Source organism: Hoeflea sp. BAL378 (assembly GCF_000759435.1).
Taxonomy (GTDB): domain Bacteria; phylum Pseudomonadota; class Alphaproteobacteria; order Rhizobiales; family Rhizobiaceae; genus Hoeflea.
Window position 1 is genome coordinate 41,295 of sequence record NZ_JRJG01000001.1, and the last position, 20,452, is coordinate 61,746.

19 protein-coding genes are annotated in these 20,452 nt (G+C 64.8%); 11 read left to right on the top strand and 8 right to left on the bottom strand.

What is annotated here, in order from left to right:
- Nucleotides 1-45 precede the first annotated feature (45 nt).
- The 8 genes from LL06_RS00210 to LL06_RS00245 form a co-directional block, all read right to left on the bottom strand.
- Entirely contained in the window at nucleotides 46-573 is a 528-nt protein-coding gene (locus LL06_RS00210) for a 2,4'-dihydroxyacetophenone dioxygenase family protein (RefSeq protein WP_035520904.1), read from the bottom strand.
- A gap of 10 nt (nucleotides 574-583) precedes the next feature.
- The gene (locus tag LL06_RS00215; RefSeq protein ID WP_035520905.1) at nucleotides 584-1,288 is read right to left on the bottom strand and encodes an SDR family oxidoreductase; all 705 of its coding nucleotides are present in this window, start codon (nucleotides 1,286-1,288) and stop codon (nucleotides 584-586) included.
- A complete protein-coding gene (locus LL06_RS00220) occupies nucleotides 1,285-2,205 on the bottom strand; it encodes a sugar kinase (RefSeq protein WP_035520906.1) in 921 nt (306 codons plus the stop codon). The genes LL06_RS00215 and LL06_RS00220 overlap by 4 nt, the downstream gene beginning before the upstream one ends.
- Before the next feature lie 63 nt (nucleotides 2,206-2,268).
- Entirely contained in the window at nucleotides 2,269-2,919 is a 651-nt protein-coding gene (locus tag LL06_RS00225; RefSeq protein ID WP_035520907.1) for an RraA family protein, read from the bottom strand.
- Between the two features lie 132 nt (nucleotides 2,920-3,051).
- The gene (locus tag LL06_RS00230) at nucleotides 3,052-4,017 is read right to left on the bottom strand and encodes a C-terminal binding protein (RefSeq protein WP_035520908.1); all 966 of its coding nucleotides are present in this window, start codon (nucleotides 4,015-4,017) and stop codon (nucleotides 3,052-3,054) included.
- 21 nt (nucleotides 4,018-4,038) lie between these two features.
- On the bottom strand, nucleotides 4,039-5,058 hold the full coding sequence (dctP, locus tag LL06_RS00235) for a TRAP transporter substrate-binding protein DctP (RefSeq protein ID WP_035520909.1): 1,020 nt from the start codon (nucleotides 5,056-5,058) through the stop codon (nucleotides 4,039-4,041).
- 19 nt (nucleotides 5,059-5,077) lie between these two features.
- Nucleotides 5,078-6,364, bottom strand: coding sequence for a TRAP transporter large permease (locus LL06_RS00240; protein ID WP_035520910.1), 1,287 nt, complete (start codon nucleotides 6,362-6,364; stop codon nucleotides 5,078-5,080).
- A 3-nt stretch (nucleotides 6,365-6,367) separates the two neighbouring features.
- Complete coding sequence (locus LL06_RS00245; RefSeq protein WP_035520911.1) at nucleotides 6,368-6,865, bottom strand: TRAP transporter small permease; 498 nt, start codon at nucleotides 6,863-6,865, stop codon at nucleotides 6,368-6,370.
- A 128-nt stretch (nucleotides 6,866-6,993) separates the two neighbouring features.
- Here LL06_RS00245 and LL06_RS00250 point away from each other — a divergent pair, with 128 nt between their 5' ends.
- The 11 genes from LL06_RS00250 (at nucleotide 6,994) to LL06_RS00300 (ending at nucleotide 20,428) form a co-directional block, all read left to right on the top strand.
- Complete coding sequence (locus LL06_RS00250; RefSeq protein WP_035520912.1) at nucleotides 6,994-7,656, top strand: GntR family transcriptional regulator; 663 nt, start codon at nucleotides 6,994-6,996, stop codon at nucleotides 7,654-7,656.
- Nucleotides 7,657-8,061: 405 nt separating this feature from the next.
- Entirely contained in the window at nucleotides 8,062-9,132 is a 1,071-nt protein-coding gene (locus LL06_RS00255; protein WP_035520913.1) for a tripartite tricarboxylate transporter substrate-binding protein, read from the top strand.
- A 92-nt stretch (nucleotides 9,133-9,224) separates the two neighbouring features.
- Nucleotides 9,225-10,715, top strand: a complete 1,491-nt coding sequence (locus LL06_RS00260; RefSeq protein ID WP_052161045.1) for a tripartite tricarboxylate transporter permease — start codon at nucleotides 9,225-9,227, stop codon at nucleotides 10,713-10,715.
- Nucleotides 10,712-11,257, top strand: a complete 546-nt coding sequence (locus LL06_RS00265) for a tripartite tricarboxylate transporter TctB family protein (RefSeq protein ID WP_035520914.1) — start codon at nucleotides 10,712-10,714, stop codon at nucleotides 11,255-11,257. Before LL06_RS00260 ends, LL06_RS00265 begins: the two co-directional genes overlap by 4 nt.
- Before the next feature lie 34 nt (nucleotides 11,258-11,291).
- Nucleotides 11,292-12,113 carry an NAD(P)-dependent oxidoreductase gene (locus LL06_RS00270; protein WP_052161046.1) on the top strand — a complete coding sequence of 274 codons (822 nt, stop codon included), beginning with the start codon at nucleotides 11,292-11,294 and terminating at the stop codon, nucleotides 12,111-12,113.
- Nucleotides 12,110-13,852, top strand: a complete 1,743-nt coding sequence (locus LL06_RS00275) for a thiamine pyrophosphate-binding protein (protein ID WP_035520915.1) — start codon at nucleotides 12,110-12,112, stop codon at nucleotides 13,850-13,852. Before LL06_RS00270 ends, LL06_RS00275 begins: the two co-directional genes overlap by 4 nt.
- 265 nt (nucleotides 13,853-14,117) lie before the next feature.
- Nucleotides 14,118-14,642, top strand: coding sequence for a thiamine pyrophosphate-binding protein (locus tag LL06_RS00280; protein WP_035520916.1), 525 nt, complete (start codon nucleotides 14,118-14,120; stop codon nucleotides 14,640-14,642).
- Between the two features lie 13 nt (nucleotides 14,643-14,655).
- A complete protein-coding gene (locus LL06_RS00285; RefSeq protein WP_052161047.1) occupies nucleotides 14,656-15,279 on the top strand; it encodes a thiamine pyrophosphate-dependent enzyme in 624 nt (207 codons plus the stop codon).
- The gene (locus LL06_RS00290; RefSeq protein ID WP_035520917.1) at nucleotides 15,279-16,691 is read left to right on the top strand and encodes an aldehyde dehydrogenase family protein; all 1,413 of its coding nucleotides are present in this window, start codon (nucleotides 15,279-15,281) and stop codon (nucleotides 16,689-16,691) included. Before LL06_RS00285 ends, LL06_RS00290 begins: the two co-directional genes overlap by 1 nt.
- Nucleotides 16,692-16,734: 43 nt before the next feature.
- Complete coding sequence (locus LL06_RS00295; protein ID WP_035520919.1) at nucleotides 16,735-18,834, top strand: hydantoinase/oxoprolinase family protein; 2,100 nt, start codon at nucleotides 16,735-16,737, stop codon at nucleotides 18,832-18,834.
- 1 nt (nucleotide 18,835) lies between these two features.
- Nucleotides 18,836-20,428 carry a hydantoinase B/oxoprolinase family protein gene (locus LL06_RS00300; RefSeq protein WP_035520920.1) on the top strand — a complete coding sequence of 531 codons (1,593 nt, stop codon included), beginning with the start codon at nucleotides 18,836-18,838 and terminating at the stop codon, nucleotides 20,426-20,428.
- The last annotated feature ends 24 nt before the right edge of the window (nucleotides 20,429-20,452 follow it).

Below are 20,452 nucleotides of genomic sequence, written 5' to 3' on the forward strand. Positions count from 1 at the left end.
GACCAGGCCGGTGTCCAGTGGCGCTTGGGGCGTCGACTTGGCGGCTCAGCGGATGAACTGATCCACGTAGTCGGCGCCGAGACCCACCGCTTCGTAGTGCTTGCGGCACAGGTCGATCTTGGTGAAGACGTCCTCGAAACCCATGGTCTTGCCGTAGGGGTCGACATAGAGCATGACGCCGTTGACCTGGAAATAGGTGATCATCTCCTCGACGCCCTCCGGCACCACAAGCGTGTGGGTCTCGCCCGGCGGCTCGTAGACATAGCCGCCTTCTTCGGCCACCCAGTCGTGCTCGAGATAGTGCCAGCGCCCCTTGAGAACCCAGCCATGGACCGCCTGGGGGTGGCGGTGCCGCGACAGTACGCCGGATTTTCGGACCTTGAGCAGGTTCATCCAGTAGCCCTGCGAGCGGTTGAGGCAGAGCGGCCGGAACCAGACGTTCTCGGCTTGCGGCACCCAGATCCGCTCATCCCTGGGCACCGCGTCCGGAATGACGATCTCCGGCAGCGCTTCTGCGGGAAATGGCAACTGATAGGGCATCCGGGCGTCTGAATCGTTCTCTTCAACGGGCATATCGGGGTCCTTACATCGCTGAGTAGCCGCCATCGACCGGATAGATGCTGCCGGTCACGAAGGAGGCCTGTTCGGATAACAGCCAGGCGACCAGGGCGCCGACTTCGGAGGGTTTGCCCCAGCGCCCTTGCGGTGTGCGCGCCAGGATGGGCTTGTTGCGATCGGGATCGGCGCGCAACGCGGTGGTCATTTCGGTCTCGATCCAGCCGGGTGCGATGGCGTTGACGCGGATGCCGTCCCCGGCCCATCTGCCGGCAAGCGCCTTTGTCAGTTGGGCGACGCCGCCTTTCGACGCCGAATAGGCCGGCACGAGGGGGCCGCCGAAATAGCTCAGCATCGAGGCCGTGTTGACGATGCCGCCGCCGCTCGCGGCCAGCAAGGGATGCGCCGAAACGCAGGTGCGCATGGTGCCGGTGAGGTTGATGTCGATGACCTTTTCGAAGGTGGCGATGTCGTATTCGCCGCCGCGATCGAGGATGCCCGCGCAATTGACCAGGCCGTCCAGCCGCTCGATGCCGGCGAAGAAGGCCTGCACGGCGGCGGTGTCGCGGACATCGAGCACGGAGGCTTTCGCCTGCGGGTGGCCGGCCCGGAAGCCCGCGACCTCATCCTCGCCGACGCCGGTGCAATGGACGTTCCATCCGGCCTGCGCCAGCGCGTCGGCAATGCCGGCGCCGATGCCGCGCGTTCCGCCGATAACCACCGCCTGTCTCATGCATCATCCTCGTTCAGAAAGGCCTCGACCGCCGCCGCCCGGGGGATCGGCGCCACGGCGCCGTAGCCCTGCGTCGACAGGGCGGCTGCCGCATTGGCGTAGCGGGCCGCGGCAAACGGATCGTCGCCCGCGACCAGCCGCGCCAGGAAGGCCCCGTCGAAGGTGTCGCCGGCGGCGGTGGCGTCCACCGCCTTGACCCGGCGTCCGCGGATGCGGCGGCGTTCGTCGCCGGTTGCGACCAGCGTGCCTTCTTCCCCGAGCGTCAACGCGACGATGCCTGCGCCCAGGCGGAGGTAGAAGTCGGCGATGTCGTCGGGCTTTTCGAGACCCGTGAGCTGGCGCGCGTCGTCAAGCCCGGGGAGGGCGATGTCGCATTGCGCCATGGCGGCGTGGATCACCGCGCGGGCGCGCGGCAGCGGCCAGAGCTTGAGCCTGAGATTGGTGTCGTAGGAGACCTTGCCGCCCGCCGAACGGACATTCTCGATGGCCGCAAACACCGTATCGGCGGCGGTCGCCGAAATGCCCTGGCTGATTCCCGACACATGCAGGATCCGGGTTGCCTTGAGCGCGTCCTGCGGCAGGTCTTCGGGCCTCATCCGGCTGCTTGCCGACCCCGCCCGCAGATAGCTGAATTCGTGCCCGTTCGGACCGTGAGTGACGAAATAGACGCCGGTATGGGCATCCGCGACCTGTCTGACCGTCGAGGTGTCGATGCCTTCCCCAGCCCACAGCTCCATGAAGGAATTGCCGAACGTGTCGGCGCCGATATGGGTGAGATAGCCGACGCGGGCGCCCTGGCGCGCGGCCGAGATGGCGCAGTTCGATGTGTCCCCGCCATGGCCCGGCAGATAGCTGCCGCCCGGCTGCTGATTGAACTCGAGCATCGGTTCGCCAAGGCAGAGTATGTCAGTGGGCATGGTCTTCCTCTTCTCTTCTTGCCCCCGCAGGCTGCCGGGGCAGCCTGCGGGGCTTGTTCGGTTTCAGATGCGGCCGTATTTGGCGAGCCCGTCCCGGAGCGACCCGGAGGCGATGATCAGGCGGGCCTGCTCGGCTTCGCGCGCATCGATTTCCAGCGCCATGGCGAGCACCTCTTCGGCCTGTTCGCGCGGCACGCGGACCACGCCGTCGATGTCGCCGACGATGATGTCGCCCGGCTTGACGATGATGCCGCCGATCGCCACTTCGACATTGGACGCGAGCGTGCGGATCCGACCGAGCGTGGTTCCGGGCGACACGCAGCGCGAATAGACCGGGAAGTCATAGTCGCGCCGGATCTCGACGATGTCGCGCAGGCCGCCATCCAGCAGGGCGGCCTCGTGCTTGTTGGCCACCGCGCCGGCCGTCATCAGCCCGCCCCACAGCGCCACATCGGTGGTGCCGTTGGTCGAAATCACGATCACCGAGCCGGCGTCCGCCTCGTCGATCGCGTCGATGGCATGCTGCGGCGGCAGGAATTCGGCGGTCGGGCCTTCGAGGATGGTGACCGCCGGGCCGACGATCTTCCTTTCGTTGATGCGCGGCTTGAAGGCTTCGGGCAGGAAGCCGGTCTTTCCGGTCACCTTGTCGACCGCGTCGGCCACCGAGGCCGTTGCGGCTGTGCGGAAACCCGCGATGAGTTCATCAAGTGTCATGTCTTCTTCCTTCAGAAGCTTGTGTTGAAAGGGAATTTCCCTGGGAGGAAAGGGCGGGATCCATGTCCCGCATGACTGGCGGGCCGCATGTCGACGGCGCGCCGGCGGCTGCCGGGCCTGTCGCTGAGGGCCTCACCATCTGTTCACCCAGTTTCTGGGCGGTTCACCGGAGAGCACGCGGCTGATCTCGGCGGCGGCGTTGCGCTGGAGCACCGCGACCGACCGCTCCGAATACCAGGCGGTATGGTCCGAGAGCACGGTGTTGGGCGTCGACAGCAGGGGGTGATCCGGGCGCACCGGCTCCTCTTCGAACACGTCGATGCCGGCGCCGAAGATCCGGCCCTGGTCGAGCGCCGCGGCAAGCGCCGCCTCGTCGACGAGGCCGCCGCGCGAGACGTTGACGACAATGGTAGTCGGCCGCATCAGCGCGAACAGCCGGGCGTCGAGGATGCGGTGTGTCTCGGGCGTCAGCGGCGCATGGACGCTGACGACGTCGCTCAGCCGGCAAAGACTGTCCAGATCGGTCAGTTCAAGGTTCTCGGCAGTCGCCTTTTCCCCGGACAGGAATGGATCGAAGACCAGCACCCGGGCGAAGCCGAGGGCGCGGAACTTGCGCGCCGTCGCCATGCCGATGCGGCCACAGCCGATCAGTCCGAGAACGGCATTCTCCCGGCTCGGAATCAGCGCCGCCTGGCCGATGCCCCATTTGTTCGAGCGGACTTCGCGGTCCCGGGCCGGAATGCGGCGCTGGACGGCGAGATAGAGCGCAAGGGCATGTTCGCTGACCTCGGTCTCGGCACCGTAATCAGGGACATTGGCCACATAGATGCGGCGCCTGGCGGCGGCTTCGAGATCGATGTTGTCGACGCCGACGCCGTAGCGCACGATGATCCTGAGGTCGGGGCAGACCTCCATCAGACCGGATGTCACGGCGCGCTCGCGCACCATGACACCCAGCGGATTGATGGTCTGCAGCGCGGAGGCCGCGTCCTGGTGCGCGGCCACCGGAACAACTTTCAGGGCATGGGCCGACAGAACCTTTTCCTCGGTGCTGTAGTCCGCATAGCCTGGTTCCAGAACGGCAACGGCATTCGCCATGACGCGACCTCTCCGTTTCGCTTAGTTGAAGGAGTCGCGATAGGCCGCGACCGCGGCATCGAGCTTGTCGGGCCATTCCGCGCCGACTTCGCTCACCACGAATTCCCGCACCGCCGGCTGCGCGGCCTGGCGGAACATCGCCTTCTGCTCGGGGCTCACCGGGACGACCGTCATGCCTTTTTCCGAGAGGATCGCCGAGGCGTTGGCATCCTGCGCCGCGGTCATGCCGCGGTGGATCACCTTGGCGATCTCCACGCACTGGTCGACGGCGGTTTTCTCGACATCCGTCAGACCCTGGTAGAAGCTGTCCGACATCAGGTAGGCGTGCCAACTGAACACGTGAGCGTCGAGGGTGACGTATTTCTGGTTCTGGTAGAGCGAGGCGTCGACGATGTTGGTCACGCCGTTCTCCTGGCCGTCGACGACGCCCTGCTGCAAGGCACCAGGCAGTTCCGGCCACGGCACGGGAGTGGCCGAGGCGCCGAGGCTTTCCACCAGCGTCACCCAGACCGGGGCGGTCATCACGCGCATCTTCAGGCCGGCCATGTCCTTAGGCTCGGCGACCGGACGCACGTTGTTGGTGAAGTTGCGCACGCCGTTGTCGGCGACGCCGAACATGCGGATGCCGGTCTTGGCAACCATGTCCTCGGCCATTTCCTTGCCGAAGTCGCCATCCATCACCGCCCAGGCCATGGCCTGGTCGTCGAAAAGATAGGGCAGGGCGAGCGCCGAGAAGGGCTTGTAGGTGGCCGAGATCGGGCCGTCATGGACGACCGCCATCTGGATCGATCCGAGCTGCAGGCCTTCCATCACCTCGTTGTCGCCGGCAAGCTGGCCGGCGGGATAGATCTGGACGTCGATCGAGCCGGCGGTCTTGCCCTCGACGCAGCTCTCGAAGGCAAGCGCCGCGGCATGCTTGGGCGAACTGAGGTCCGCGGACTGGAAGTGGGCGTATTTGAGCTCCTTGGCCGAGGCCGCGGACGCAGTGGCAAGGACCGCGATCGCCGCAGTCGCTGCAAGGTATTTTGACATGGATTTCATAATGTTCCTCCTTCTCATGTCAGTTGGCAAATCCAAATAGATTGGGGACGAAAGTGCTGACGCCGGGCACAAGGATGACCAGCAGCAGGACGAGAAGTTCTGCTATCAGCAGCGGCAGAACGGCCTTGGCGAGCGCTTCGAGGCGCAGCCGCCCGACCGCGGAAATGACGAAGAGGACCGGACCGACCGGCGGCGTGATCATGCCGATGGTCAGGTTGAGAACCAGCATCATGCCGAACTGGAGCGGGTCGACGCCGGCCGAATAGGCGATCGGCCCGAGGATCGGCGTGAGGATGATCAGCGCCGGCAGCGTGTCGATGAAGAAGCCGCAGACCAGGGCGAAACCGGCGAGGATGAAGAGGATCCCGAGCCGGCTGTCGGTGATGGTGGAGATCACGGATGCAAGCTGCTGCGGGATCTGCAGGTAGGTGAGCAGCCACGCGAAGATCGACGCCAGCGCCACGATCAGGAACACCGACGAGGTGACCACCGCCGCGCGCACGAAGGCGGCATAGATGCCGCGGAAGGTGAAGGAGCGCAGGACCAGGCCGAGCAGCAACGCGTAGGCGGAGGCCACCGCGCCGGCTTCGGTCGGCGTGAAGACGCCGAGCAGGATGCCGCCGAGGATGATCGCCGGCATGATGATCGCCGGCAGCGCCGCTAGCGTGGCGCCGGAGAGTTCCTTCATGCTCGCCCGGTCCTCGCGGCCGCGATAGCCGTTCCGGACCGAGATGATGTGGTTGGCGATGGCGAGCGAGACGCCGAGCAGGATGCCCGGCACGATGCCCGCCAGGAACAGCCCCGCCACGGTGACGCCGCTGGTCGAGATGGCGAAGATCACGGCAAGGATCGAGGGTGGGATGATCGGGCCGATGGTCGCCGTCGCGGCCGAGAGCGCGCCTGCATAATATTTGTCGTAGCCCGCTTCGCGCATCATCCGCATGACGATCGCCGACGGGCCGGCGGCATCGGCGAGCGCCGAGCCGCTGATGCCCGCAAACAGCATCGAGACCAGGATGTTGACATGGCCGAGGCCGCCGCGCAGGTGCCCGACCAGCGCATTGGCGAAGCCGAGCAGCGAGCGCGTCAGGCCGCAGGCGGTCATCAGCTCGGAGGCGAGAATGAAGAAGGGAACCGCCATCAGCGGGAAGCTGTCGATGCCGGCGAACATCCGCTGGGTGGCGACGAGCGGATTGAGCGAGCCGTCGAGATAGACGGCGACGATGCCCGCGATTCCCATGGTGAAGGCCACGGGGACGCCGAGAATCAGCGTCGCGAAGAACAGGATGATCAGCGTCTTCGCCATCGCTCAGGACTCCTTGGCCTGGACGAGGTCGACCGCGTCGATCTCGAATTCCTCGGCCACGAAGCGCCGGGCGAAGAAGGCCAACTGGACCAGGAATAGGCCGCAGCCGATGGGAATGGACAGGTAGGGAATGCCGCGCGACATGCCGGTCGACATGGTCTGCTTGTTCCAGCCGAACTCGACGAATTTGATGCCGAGCCACATCATCGTCGCCATGAAGGCGAACATGATGGCGACGATGATCCAGCGGATCGGTTTTGCAAGCGGGGCAGGGACCATGTCGACGACCGCGACGATGGCGACCAGGCGGCCTTCACGCAGGGCAAGGCCGGCGCCGGCAAAGGCGCCGAGGATCATCAGGTGGCGCGCGGCCTCCTCGACCCAGGCAAAGGAATGCGAGAAGCCGTAGCGCCCGACCACGTTGATGAAGACAATTGCAAAGACGATCGCCAGAACGGCCGCAACCAGAATGCGGTTCATCTCGACGATCAGCGTTTCCATGCGTCGCAAGTTCAAAGCCGTCTACCTCCCGATGGCGCGCAAACTGGCATACAGTATGCCACTGCGTCAATCCTGTATGTTGTATGCTAGTCACATCTGCGGTAGGTGTTGGTCTGGAGTGCAAAACCATGAAGCTATTGGAACGGCCGAAATCCCTTACCGAGCTGGTCACCGAGTCGATCAGGGACTGGATCGTCAGCGGCAGGCTGGATCTCGGCGAGCACCTGTCCGAGGTCCGAGTGGCCACCGAACTGGGCGTGAGCCGCACCCCGGTGCGCGAAGCGATGAACCGCCTGGAGATGGAAGGCCTGCTCACGGTCGAGCCGCAGAGGGGAACCTTCGTGTTCTGCCTGGCGCCCGAAGAGATCGCCATGCTCTGCGACGCCCGTGTCTGCCTCGAGACCACGGCGCTCAGGGCGGCGATCCGCACCAATCCGCAGCAGTTGCTGGAGAGGCTCAGGGCCTGCACGGCGGAGATGACGCTGGCCCGGCAGAAGGATGACGTCTCGGCCTACCTGGCGCTCGATACGCAGTTCCACCAGCATTTTTTCGACTGCTCGGGAAACCGGTTTCTCGACGACGCCTACCAGGCCATCGCCCAGAAGATGGCGTCGCTGCGCAACAGGCTGGGGCGGCATCCCGATCACATGGCCAAGTCGTTCCGCGAGCACATTGAACTCGCCGATGCCGTCGGCAATTCCGACACCGAAGGCGCCCTGGCGATCCTGCGATTGCACATCGACCGGAAGGAAGGCTCGTACTGGAATGTCGCGACCAAGGATGCCGGCTGATTTCCTGATTTCAATGGCGGAACACTGAGAAGCCTGGAGCCTGCCTGCGGCCTGCTGCAGTGAATCTGGTTGCCAGGATGCGTGCCAGGAGTTCCTATGGGCAGGGGACGGCCGGCCCCAAGCAGAGGGGCCCGACGTGGAAAATCCTTCTCCGATATTTATAATCAAAATCATAATAATAGTCGAAAATTATTTGTTTGTATCCGAAATCAAGGCGACCATAATGCCGTGAAAGCGCGCGTTAGTCGTGCTGCAAAGAACAATAAGGGCGTCGCGCGGTCTCTCATTGGCGGCATGGTTTGCGGTCCATAAGCCCATCGGTGCTCGATATGGCAGTCAGACGCGGCGGTGTCCGCGCCGGCGTCATTCGCAATCAAGACAAACGTGGAAATGGGAACTTACACGATGGTCAACACTCATACTTCAAGCGACAAAATCAAGGCAGCAGGGAAGTCCACCGGGAGCTACGCCAAGTTCATCGGCGGGGTGGTTGTTCTTGCTGCGACGGCCGTGCCGGCAATGGCGCAGACGGCGGATTGTTCTTTCTACGAAGGCAAGACGGTGGAGCTGATCGTCCCGTTCAACCCCGGCGGCGGGTTTGACTCCTATGGGCGCATGGTCGCCAATCACATGGGATCGAAGCTGGGCGCCCAGAACATGATCGTCCGCAACCAGCCGGGCGCCGGCGGCCTTCTTGCCACCAACCAGACCTGGGTGGCCGAACCGGACGGTCTTCTCGTCCAGTTGATGTCGACCAGCGGCCTGCTGACCGCCGAGCTTGGCGGCGCTGATGGCGTCAACTTCGAAAGCGGCGGATTTTCCTGGATCGGCCGGGTTTCCGGCGAGCCGGACGTCATCACGGTGGGTCCAAACAGCGAGATCAAGTCGATCGACGATGTCCGGGCCATTTCCAAGGAGCGCAAGGTTCGCATCGGGTCTTCGGGTCTGGGCGACATCGACTATATCGAGGCGGAGCTGATGACCTCGGTGTTCGATCTCGATTCCAACATCGTTGTCGGCTTCTCCGGCGCCCCGGAGGTCTATGCCTCGCTTGCTCGCGGCGAACTCGATCTCTTTTCGTCGTCCTACAGCGCTGCGCAGCAGGCCCAGTCAGCCGAATCCGCCAAGATCATGTGGCTCTTCGACAGCGAGGCAGATTCGGACTATCCCGATCTGACGCCGATCGGCTCCTTTCTGGAGGGCGACGACCTCGCCCTGGTGACGGCCCATGCCGATCTCGTGGCCGGCGGCCGCGCCCTTGCCGGTCCTCCCGGACTGCCCGCGGAGCGCCTCGCCTGCCTGCGCGAAGCCTTCGACAAGACCATGGAAGATCCTGCGTTCCTTGCGGAATCCGAGAGCACCAATCGTCCGGTCTCGCCCATCGCTGGCGCCGAACTCGCCGACATGATTTCGGGCCTCACGGCGAATGCTCCACAGGCCTATGTGAACCTCCTGCGCAAATCGTACCAGAACTGAGCGAACCCTCATCTGCTGCTCAGCGATGACAACGGGCCGGCCATCCCAGATGGCCGGTTCCGGACAGGTGTGATTGGTCGGGAGATTTTCTAATGATTGAAGCTGCGTTATCGGGACTGTTGCAGGTCATCAGCCCCTACGCGCTGAGCCTGATGTTGATCGGCATCGTCATCGGCTTCGTGGTTGGCATTCTTCCTGGCTTGGGCGGACCGGTCGCGCTGGCCTTGATGCTTCCCTTCACCTTCGGCATGACGCCGATCGAGACCTTCTGCTTTCTTCTGAGCACGATGGTCGTCACGACGACCGCTGGCGGCATCACGTCCATCCTGTTCGGGATACCCGGGGAAGCGACCGCAGCCGCCATCGTGCTCGACGGCCATCCCATGGCCAAGAAGGGCGAGGCGGGCCGCGCCATCGGGGCGATGCTGATGGCCTCGCTGCTGGGCGCCGTCATCGGTGCGATCGCCATCCTCCTGTCCATACCGATCATCCGGCCCATCGTCCTGGCGTTCGGTCCTCCCGAATTCTTCATGCTCACGCTTGTCGGCCTCACCTTCATCTCGGTCCTCTCGGATGGATCGATGACCAAGGGCCTGATCATGGCGACGGCGGGCATCCTGATCGCGCTGGTGGGCATCGACCCCCAGACCGCGGTGCCGCGCTACACCTTCGGCCTGCTCGAACTGTGGGACGGAATCAGCATCGTGGCGATCGTCATCGGCCTGTTCGGCGGCCCGCAGATCCTCGAGCTGATGCTGAGCAAGAGCAGCATCGCCACCGGCACGGCCTCCAACGACGTCCGCGGCATCTGGCAGGGCTTCAAGGATTCCTTCATTCACTGGAACGTGGTGCTCAGGGCCGGATTGATCGGCGCCGGCGTCGGCATCGTCCCCGGGGTGGGCGGATCGGTGGCCCAGTTCATTGCCTATGGCCATGCCAAGCAGACATCGCGCGAGCCGGAGAAATTCGGCAAGGGCAGCATCGAGGGACTGCTCGCCGCCAGCGGCAACAACAACGCCAAGGATGGCGGCGCGCTGATCCCGATGATTTCCTTCGGCCTTCCGGGCAGCGTCAGCACCGCGATCGTGCTCACGGCCTTCCTGATCGTGGGGATTACCCCCGGACCGGCGATGCTGACCGAGCATCTCGATGTGACCTTTGCCATGATCTGGGTGACCATCATCGCCAATGTCATCGTTCTCCTGATCACCATTCCGCTGATCAAGCCGCTGTCCCGGCTGACGCTGGTGAACGGGCCTCTGCTCGCGCCATTCCTCCTGGTCCTCGTCGTGCTCGGCGCCTATGCGGCGAACAACAGCATGCATGACGTCTGGGTGATGCTGGCCGCAGCCGCCATCGGCGTGCTCTGCCAGCGTTTCAACTGGCCCAAGGTGCCGCTGCTTCTCGGCGTGGTGCTGGGGGAAATCTGCGAGCGGTACTTCTTCCTGTCCCACTCGCTGTTCGGCTGGGAGTGGCTGAGCCGCCCGATCGTCATCGGCTTTGCGGTGATCATGGCCTTCATCTTCTTCCGTGCGGGCCGCCAGGCCTGGACCAAGATGCGCCAGGAAAGGAGTGCAGCATGACCGACATTACCCGAAAGACCGGCCTGACGGTCGATGACTACGCAGAATGGATCATCACGATCCTGGTGCTCGCAGTGATGGTTTCGGCCTTCGTGACGGCGCTGGATTGGCCCCAGTATGCGGCAGTGTTCCCGCTCATGATCAGCGGGTTCGGAAGCGGGCTTCTGTGTCTCAAGCTCGCGCAGATGGTTCTGGCCAGTTCGATGGGGGGACACGTGGCCAGTGCCGAGCCGCAGAATGCCGGAGACCGGCCGGTGGCTGAAGACGAGCCGACCGAAAAAGGGATGGACAGCGTGTTTGCCACCTCGCCCCGGGTGGTGTGGTTGGAGACGCTTTTCTCCGTGGCAGCCTTCTTCGTGTTGCTGACGCTCGTCGGCATCGAAGCCACGATTTTCGTGTTCTGCCTGGTCTACCTGAAGCTTGTCGCCCGGAAATCCATCCTGTTTTCGCTGATCTACGCGCTGCTGCTCGTTGGCCTCGTCTATCTGATGTTCGTCGTTCTGCTCACGCTGCCTCTGCCGAGGGGGCTCCTCTTTTCCTGAGCGGGCAAGGTTTTTCTGAATCTGGAGTCAAGTCATGTCTGATCTGAAGATCGGTTTCGTGGGACTGGGTCGGATGGGACGGCCCATGTGCCGGCACATCCTCAAGGCGGGTTTCCCGGTTGCCGGCTACGACCCGGTGGCCGAGTCGGTCAAGACCGTGGAATCCTTCGGCGGGGTGGGGCGCCCGTCGCCCAAGGCCGTCGCCGATGGGGCCGATGTCGTCTTCGTCATGCCCGGCTTCTACAACGAGGTTGAGGAAGCGATCTGCGGTCCGGAAGGGGTGCTGGCCGGCGCCGCCGCGGGCTGCGTGATCGTGGTCGCCAGCACGATCACGCCGGTGCAGGCGGAAGCGCTTGCGGCACGCTGCCAGGAGAAGGGCGTGGCCTTCGTCGACGCACCGGTCTGCCAGGGCGAGATCGGCGCCGAAGGCGGCTATCTCGTCTGGCTCGTCGGCGGCGAGGAAGCCGACATCGACAAGGCCCGCCCGGCGATGGTGGCCTGCGGGTCGGAAATCTTCCACCTCGGCAAGGTCGGCGCCGGCATGGTCGGCAAGGCGCTGAATAACATGCTGCTGTGGGCGGCGCTGACCGCCGACCACGAAGCCCTGGCGATCGCCGAAAAGCACGGCGTCCCGAAGGAGAAGCTCATTCCGGCTCTGCTGCGGTCGAGCGGCACGAACTGGCCGCTGCAGAACTGGAAGGACATGAACAAGATCCCGTGGGCGCACAAGGACATGCAGATCGTCCTGGAAATGGGGGACCGGGCCGGCCTGACGCTCCCGCTCTCGGGCCTGCTGCGCGAACAGGTGAAGCCGATCATGAAGGCGGCCGGCATGTCGGAGGACTTCATCCGATGACCACCGGAAAATACGGATCCGACCTCATGGTCGAGGTCATTCGCGGCCTGGGCGTTCCCTATATCAGTCTCAACCCCGGGGCGTCGTTTCGCGGCCTGCACGATTCCCTGGTCAACTGGGACGGCGGCGGACCCGAGCTGATCTGCTGCCAGCACGAGAAGGTCGCCATCGGCGTGGCCCATGGCTATGCCAAGGTGACCGGCGAGCCGATGGCCGTGGCGCTACACGACCTGGTCGGGCTGCTTCAGGCCACCATGGGGATCTACTACGCCTTTCACGACCGGGTGCCGATGCTGATCGTGGGGGGATCCGGCCCGGCCGACACCGCGCGCCGCCGCCCGTCGATCGACTGGTTCCACAGCGCCAATGTGCAGGGCAACGCGGTGCGCGACTATGTCAAATGGGACGATGAACCGCGTTCGGCGCAGGCCTCGGTGGAATCGCTCACGCGCGCCTGGAACATTGCCAGGTCCGGACCGGCGGGCCCGGTCTATGTGTCGCTCGACGCGGATCTGCAGGAACAACTGCTCGATGAGCCGCTGACGGCGCCCGATCCCGCGCTGTTCAGCCTGCCCACGCCCGCGGGCGCCGATCCGGCCGCCTTGATGCAACTCGCCGAGGCGCTGATGCAGGCGGAGCGCCCGGTGATTGTCGCGGGCTTTGCCGGGCGTGACCCGAGGGCCTTCGAGCTCATTCCGGAGCTGGCGGAACTGACGGCCGCCGGCGTGATCGACATGGGAAACCGGCTCAATCTTCCCAACCGGCATCCGCTCAACCTCACCGGAACCGACGTGGTCTCGGATGCGGACCTCGTGGTCTTCCTCGACTGCAAGGACGGCGAGCCGGCGATCACCGGCGTCGATCCGGCGACACGGGACCTGACATCGAAACTGGCGCCGGACGCGCGCTGCATGGCGCTGGGCTTCGGCGACACCGGAATCCGCGGCTGGTCGCACGACTATGGCCGCCTCAAGCAGCTTGCGCTCGACGTCACCGCCGACACGGTTTCCGCGCTCCCGCAACTGGTGGAACTCTGCCGGGCGCTGGGCGCCAAGGCAGATGAGAAAACGGCGGCCCGGCGGGATAAGCGCCGGCAGGAGCTGGCGGCAAAGCATGAGGCGCGCTGGGCCTCCTGGCAGGCGCAGGCCGACAAGGTGGCCGACGAGTCGCCCTTGTCCACGGCGCGCCTTGCCCGGGAGGTCTGGGAGGTGGTGAAGGACCACGACTGGGTGCTCACGGCCGGGACATCGCGCGGATGGGCCAAGAAGATCTGGGATTTCGACCGGCACTACCGGCATCCCGGCGACAGCCTCGGGACGGCGACGCAGATCGGGATCTCGCTCGGCGTGGCGCTGGCGCACAAGGGCTCGGGCAAGCTGGTGGTGGACCTGCAGCCGGACGGCGATCTGATGTTCGATCTCGGCACCCTGTGGGTGGCGGCCTATTACGAGATCCCGATGCTGGTGATCATGGTCAACAACCGGGCCTACTACAACGACTGGGCGCACCAGGAGCACATGGCCATCCAGCGCGGGCGTCCGGTCGAGAACGCCTATATCGGCATGGAAATCGATGGTCCTGCGCCGGATTTCGCCGCCATCGCGCGGGCCCAGGGCTGGTGGGCCGAAGGGCCGATCTCCGATCCGGAAGCCGTCCGCGACGTGATCCGCCGCGCAGCCGACCATGTCGCCCAGACCGGCAAGCCGGCGCTGGTGGACATCGTCACCCAGCTCGAGTGACGGCCGATCATCCAGGCCCCGCGTCTGCAATCATCCCAACCGGCGGTCTTGACGGGCCTTTTCGCGGCGCAACCCAAGGGCGTCCGGCGCGGCGCCGGATTGATCGGCAGGAGTGATGTTTTCCGTTCTCGATTTATATCCATAAACTATCAATTTGGAAAAATTAACAATTTGTGGACGGAAATCGAGGTGATTAAAACTGCACTGGAAACAACGATTTGATGTCTCATTCTCGACGCCAAATGGAACAAGGATCAGGAAGACCATGACGAGCAAAGATTATGATGAGCCATGGCATGAAACGGTGGTTCGGGTACTCAGGGCTAACGGCGTCGATCTCGTCACCTATATTCCCGACAACGTCCTGCGCGACCTGATCCAGGCCCTTCACGATGACCCTTACTTCACCGTCATCTGCCCGGCGCGCGAGGAAGAGGCCGTCGCCATCGTGGCGGGCGCCTACATGGCCGGCCGGCGCGGCGTCGTGCTGATGCAGACCAGCGGTTTCGCGACCCTGCCCAATGCGCTTGCCTCGATGATCGTGCCGTTCCAGATCCCGCTCGTCATGGTGATCTCCGAGCGCGGGGTGCTGGGTGAATTCCAGCTTGGGCAGGCCATCGTCTGCCGCACCATGCGCCCGGTGCTGGAGACGCTCGGCATCGAGCATCGCGCGATCGAGGAACGCAGTCATGTTGAATTCGTCGTCAACGGAATGATCCAGCAGGCGTTCGCGACCCAGAGCCCGGCCGCGATCATTCTGTCGCCGTTGTTGACCAAGCGGCAGCACTAGGAGGAGTGGCGACATGAGCACCATCAGCAATTTCAGCCGCGACGAAGCGCGGATCATGAACCGAAGCGACCTCACCCGCAGGCTTGTGGCCAAGCTCAAGTCGGAAGAGGCCGTCGTCGGCGGCATCGGCCACACCAACTGGGACCTGTGGGCGAGCGGCCAGCGGCCGCAGAATTTCTACATGCTGGGAAGCATGGGCCTGGCCGCGCCGATCGCGCTCGGCGTCGCCGTTGCCCAGCCCCACCGCAAGGTGTTCGCGCTGGAAGGCGACGGCTCCATTCTCATGCAGTTGGGAGCGTTTGGGACGATCGCCACGGTCGCGCCGAAGAACCTCTGCGTCGTCATCTGGGACAATGGCGCCTACCATATCACAGGCGCGCAGCAGACGCTGACGGCGACCACGGTCGACCTGGTGGCGATCGCGCGCGCCAGCGGCCTCAAGGCCAGCGAGTGGGCGGCCGACGAAGATCATTTCGAAGCCCTGGTGGACGCCGCGCTGAGCGAGGACGGACCGCAACTGATCGCCGCACGCGTCGATCACCACAAGCCCGCCGGCACGACCGACAGGGATCCGGGGAAGATCCGGTTGAACTTCATGCGCGGCCTCTCGGGCGCCGACGGGAAGGAGCGGACCTGATGTCCAAGCTTCTGATCAAAGGCGATTGGGTCGAGGGCGAAACCGTCGATGTGCTAGCCGACAAATATGCCGGCAAACCTTTCGGGGAAATGGCGGTGGCCACCGCCGCCCAGGTCGACCAGGCGGTTGCCGGCGCGGTCGAGGGACAGCGCCTCGACAAGCTGTCGCCCTATGAGCGCTACCAGATCCTGATGCGCGCCTCCGAGATCGTGCGCACCAGAAGCGCCGAGCTGATCGAGCTGATGCGCAACGAGGCGGGGTTCACAAACGCCGACGGCGAGAACGAGGTGCGCCGGTGCGCGCAGACGCTCGAACTCTCCGCCGAGCAGGCCAAGATGCTCCATGGCGAACTGGTGCCGATGCTCTCGGCCGAGGGCGCGCGCGACCGGATGGGCTACACGATCCGGGCGCCAAGGGGCGTCGTCTGCGCCATCACGCCGTTCAATTCGCCCCTCAACACGCTCGCCCACAAGGTGGGTCCGGCCCTGGCCGGCGGAAATTCCGTCGTCATCAAGCCCTCCAACTTCACGCCGCTTTCTGCCGTGGCCCTGTGCGAGGTCTTGCTCGAGGCGGGACTGCCGCCGAAGCTGATCGCGCTGGTGCATGGCCGCGGCCGGACGATCGGCCGGCAACTGCTCGAGGACCAGCGCATCGCTTATTACGCCTTCACCGGCAGCACCGAAGTGGGGCGCGAGATCCAGCAGGCCGCCGGCTTGCGCGGCGTTCAGCTCGAGCTCGGCAGCATCGCCAGCACCATCGTCTGCCATGACGCCGATATCGATCGCGCGATCCCGAAGATCCTCAACGCCGGCTTTCGCAAGGCGGGCCAGGTGTGCACCTCGGTGCAACGCCTGCATGTCGACAACCGCATCCTCGATGTGTTTCGCGAGAAGCTTGTCGAGGCGATCGGCAAGATCAAGGCGGGCGATCCCGCAGACCCCGAGACCCTGATCGGGCCGATGATCAGCCGCCATCACGCCGAGCGCGCCGAAAGCTGGATCGCCGAGGCGGTGGCGGCCGGGGCCCGCATTGTGACGGGCGGCAGCCGCGAGGGCAGCGTCATCCAGCCGACGGTTCTCGAGAACGTTTCGGACCAGATGAAGGTCGTGTGCGAGGAGATCTTCGCGCCCGTCGTCAGCCTCATGGGGTTCGATGATGTGGAGCAGGCGGTGGAGCGCGCCAATGCCTCGCCCTTCGGGCTGGCGGCGGGGCTGTTCACGTCGAACCTGCACACCGCGCTTCGTATTGCACCGCGCCTGCGCTTCGGCGGCGTTCACGTCAACGAGGCCTCCAGCGCCCGGATCGACGCGATGCCGTTCGGCGGGGTCAAGGCCAGCGGGTTCGGGCGGGAAGGTCCTGCCTATGCGGTGCGGGAAATGACCGAAGAACGTCTGATTACCATCGCCTACTGATCGGGACCCGGATCTTCAACAGAAAAGCAAGATTGGATGTATCGTGATTGACACTGAGCTGCGTGTCGCTGTTGACATTGGCGGAACATTTACCGACGGGGTCGCGACCCTGTCGCCGGAAGGCCGGATCTGGGTTGCCAAGTCGCCCACCACGCCGGATGACCCCGGCCAGGCTGTCTCCACGGTGATCATGGACCTGCTTTCGCAGGCAAGCCTGTCCCTGGGCGTCGCCCAGGTTCCGATGCGCGAGGTGGTGCACGGGACGACGTTGATCACCAACACGCTGATCGAGCGCAAGGGCGTCGAGACGGCGCTGGTGACGACCAAGGGCATGCGCGATGCGCTCGATATCGGACGCGAGTGGCGCTACGACATCTACGACCTCGACATTGAACTGCCCAAGCCGCTGATTTCGCCGGACCACAGGGTGGAACTCGACGAGCGTCTGAATGCGCGCGGCGAAGTGCTGACCGAGATCACCGACGAGAAGCTCGATGCGGTGGTGGAGGCCATCAGGGACCTGAAGGTCAGGTCCGTGGCAGTGTCGCTGCTGCATTCCTATGTCAATCCGGCGCACGAGCAGCGGGTCAAGGAGCATCTCGAGCGCGAGCTGCCGGGTGTGGCGATCTCGCTGTCTTCCGATCTCGCCCGCGAGATCAAGGAATACGAGCGCACCTCGACGGTGGCCGCCAACGCCTATGTGAAGCCAATCGTGGCCGAGTATCTCCAGGAACTTGACGCGCGCATCCTGAGCATCCAGGCGCATGTGCCGCTGCGGGTGATGGTGTCGAGCGGCGGCTTCAGTTCGGCGGAATCGGGCGCGCATTCGCCCATCCTGCTTCTGGAATCCGGTCCTGCGGCCGGCGTGCTGTCGGCGCTCAATACGGCGCGCCAGCATGGGATCGACCAGGTGCTGGCCTTCGACATGGGCGGCACCACCGCCAAGGCCTGCGTGGCGGTGGGCGGCGAGCCGCCGATCGCGCATCATTTCGAATGCGCGCGGGTCGAACGCTTCAAGCGCGGGTCGGGCCTGCCCATTCTCATTCCGAGCATCGAGCTGATCGAGATCGGCGCGGGCGGCGGTTCGATCGCCCATCGCAACCGGATCGGGCTTCTCAATATCGGGCCGGAATCGTCCGGATCCATGCCGGGGCCGGCCTGCTACGGGCGGGGCGGCAAGGATCCGACCGTGACCGACGCCGACCTGCTGCTGGGCTATCTCAATGCCGACCGGTTCCTGGGCGGCGAAATGCGGCTTGCCGTCGACGACGCGACCGCGGCGATGCAGCGGCTCGCCGATGAACTGGAAGTGTCGCTGGTCGACGCGGCCTTCGGCATCTGCAACATCGTCAACGAGAACATGGCGAGCGCCGCCCGCATCCACATCGCCGAGAACGGCTATGATCCGCGCGATTTCTCGATGGTGGCGACCGGCGGCGCCGGACCCGTGCACGCCGTCGAGGTGGCCCGCAAGCTGCGCATTCCGCGCGTGTTCGTCCCGATTGCCGCCGGCGCCGGATCCTGCCTGGGCATGCTGTCGGCGCCCGCGCGCATCGACCGCTCCTGGTCCAATCCCCAATTGATCGACGAAGTGAAGTGGGACGAGGTCGCCAGTAACCTGGCGTCGCTGCGCACCGAGGCGGAAGCCGAACTCAAGGCCGCCGGCGCGACCGACGTGGAATGGACCATCGGCGCGGAGATGCGCTATTACGGGCAGGGTGCCGAGCTTTCGATCCACATTCCCTACGAGACGATCTCTTCCTCGACGCGCGAGCGCCTGCTCGCCGAGTTCGAGCGGCAGTACAAGCTGCTCTACGGCCGGCTCGTGCCCGAGGCGGCGCCGCAGGTCATCACCTGGCGGCTGGTCGGACGCGCGCCAACAAAGGTGCACCACTTCCAGTGGGGCGACGATCGCGTCAAATCCTCGGTCACGCCGACGGAACGCCGCAGCATCTACCTGCCGCTGCGCAAGGCCTATGGCGAGGTCGATGTCTATGACCGCTATTCCCTGCCGGCCGGCACGGTGCTGAGCGGCCCTCTCATCCTGGAAGAGCGCGAATCCACCATCGTGGTCGGCGTTGCATCCGAAGTCTCCATCCTTCCAGACCTCACGGTTTCCATTACCATCAGGGAATTTGATTGATATGGGGCATACAGTTACCACGTCGCCGGATCGCGCGACCGACCGACCCAATGACACGGCTTCCCGGTTCGATCCCATCGAACTCGAGATCCTGTGGAAGCGCCTGATCAGCGTCGTGGACGAGGCGTCCGCCGCTTTCGTGCGCACCTGTTTTTCGACCCTTGTGCGCGACGGCAATGATTTCGCCATCGTCCTCACGGACGCCCAGGGCCGGTCCCTGGCGCAGTCGACCATGAGCCTGCCAGGATTCATCGGCTGTCTGCCGGCGACCGTGCGGCACTTCCTCGCCGCCTATCCGATCGAGACCATCAAGCCCGGCGACGTGTTCATCACCAACGATCCCTGGAAGGGCTCGGGGCATGTGCACGACGTGACGACGGCCACGCCGATCTTCTTCAAGGGCGAGCTCGTTGCGTTCGCCGCCGTTGTCTCGCACCTGCCGGATATCGGCGGCAAGCTGCGCAGCAATTCGAGCCGGGAGATCTACGAGGAAGGCCTGCAGATTCCGCTCATGAAGCTTCTCAACGCGGGCGAGCCGAACGAGGTGCTGATCGACATCATCAGGCAGAACATCCGCGTGCCGGAGCAGGGGCTGGGCGATATCTGGGCGCAGGTCTCGGGGTGCCGCACCATGGGTGAGCGGCTGCAGGGACTGCTCGAGGTCACCGATCTCGAACTGCTGGGCGCGGAAGTGCGGCGTCGGTCGGAGAACGCCATGCGCGAGGCGATCCGGCGGATTCCGGACGGCGTCTACCGGTCGACCGTTCAGCACGATGGCTTCGACGAGCCGATCCTGATCCAGTGCGAACTGACGGTCCGCGACGACACGATCTCGATCGACTACAAGGGCACGAGCAGCCAGTTGCCTTATGCGCTCAACGTCGTCCCGGTCTATGTCTTCGCCTACACCGTGTACGGGCTGAAGGCGCTCTTGTGTCCCGACATTCCCAACAATGAGGGCAGCTTCCTGCCGATCACCACCAGCGCTCCCGAGGGCTCGCTGCTCAATCCCACCTATCCTGCGGCGTCGGGCGGGCGAAGCGCCATCGGCCACCTGCTGCCCCTGGCCGTGTTCAAGGCGCTGGCCGACGTCCTTCCCGACAAGGTCTGGGCGGCGGGTTCGCCCAACTCCTCGATCACCATGTCCGGCGAACACAACGGCAGCCGCTTCGCGGTCGTCAACTTCCTCAACGCCGGGCAGGGCGCGACATCGCGACGGGATGGCTATTCCGCGCTCAGCTTCCCGGCAAACCTCGGAAACACGCCGGTGGAAATGATGGAAACCCTGGCGCCGATCAAGGTGCTGCGGCGTGAATTGCGCCGGGGCAGCGGCGGCCAAGGCCAGCACAGCGGCGGCCAGGGGATCTGCTTCGAATTCGAGGTCGCGCCCGGCGCCGGCGACGTGATGGCGTCCTTCCTCATGACCCAGATGAAATCGCCCACGGGCGGCCTGATGGGGGGTGGCGAAGGGCGGCCCGGGCGGCTCCTGCTCAATGGCGAGCCGAGCGACCCGACCATGCCGCGGGTGCTCAAGGCGGGCGACATCGTCTGCATGGAAACCGCCGGCGGCGGCGGCTACGGCAAGCCGAACTAGCCCGACATCACATCCAAAGGACAC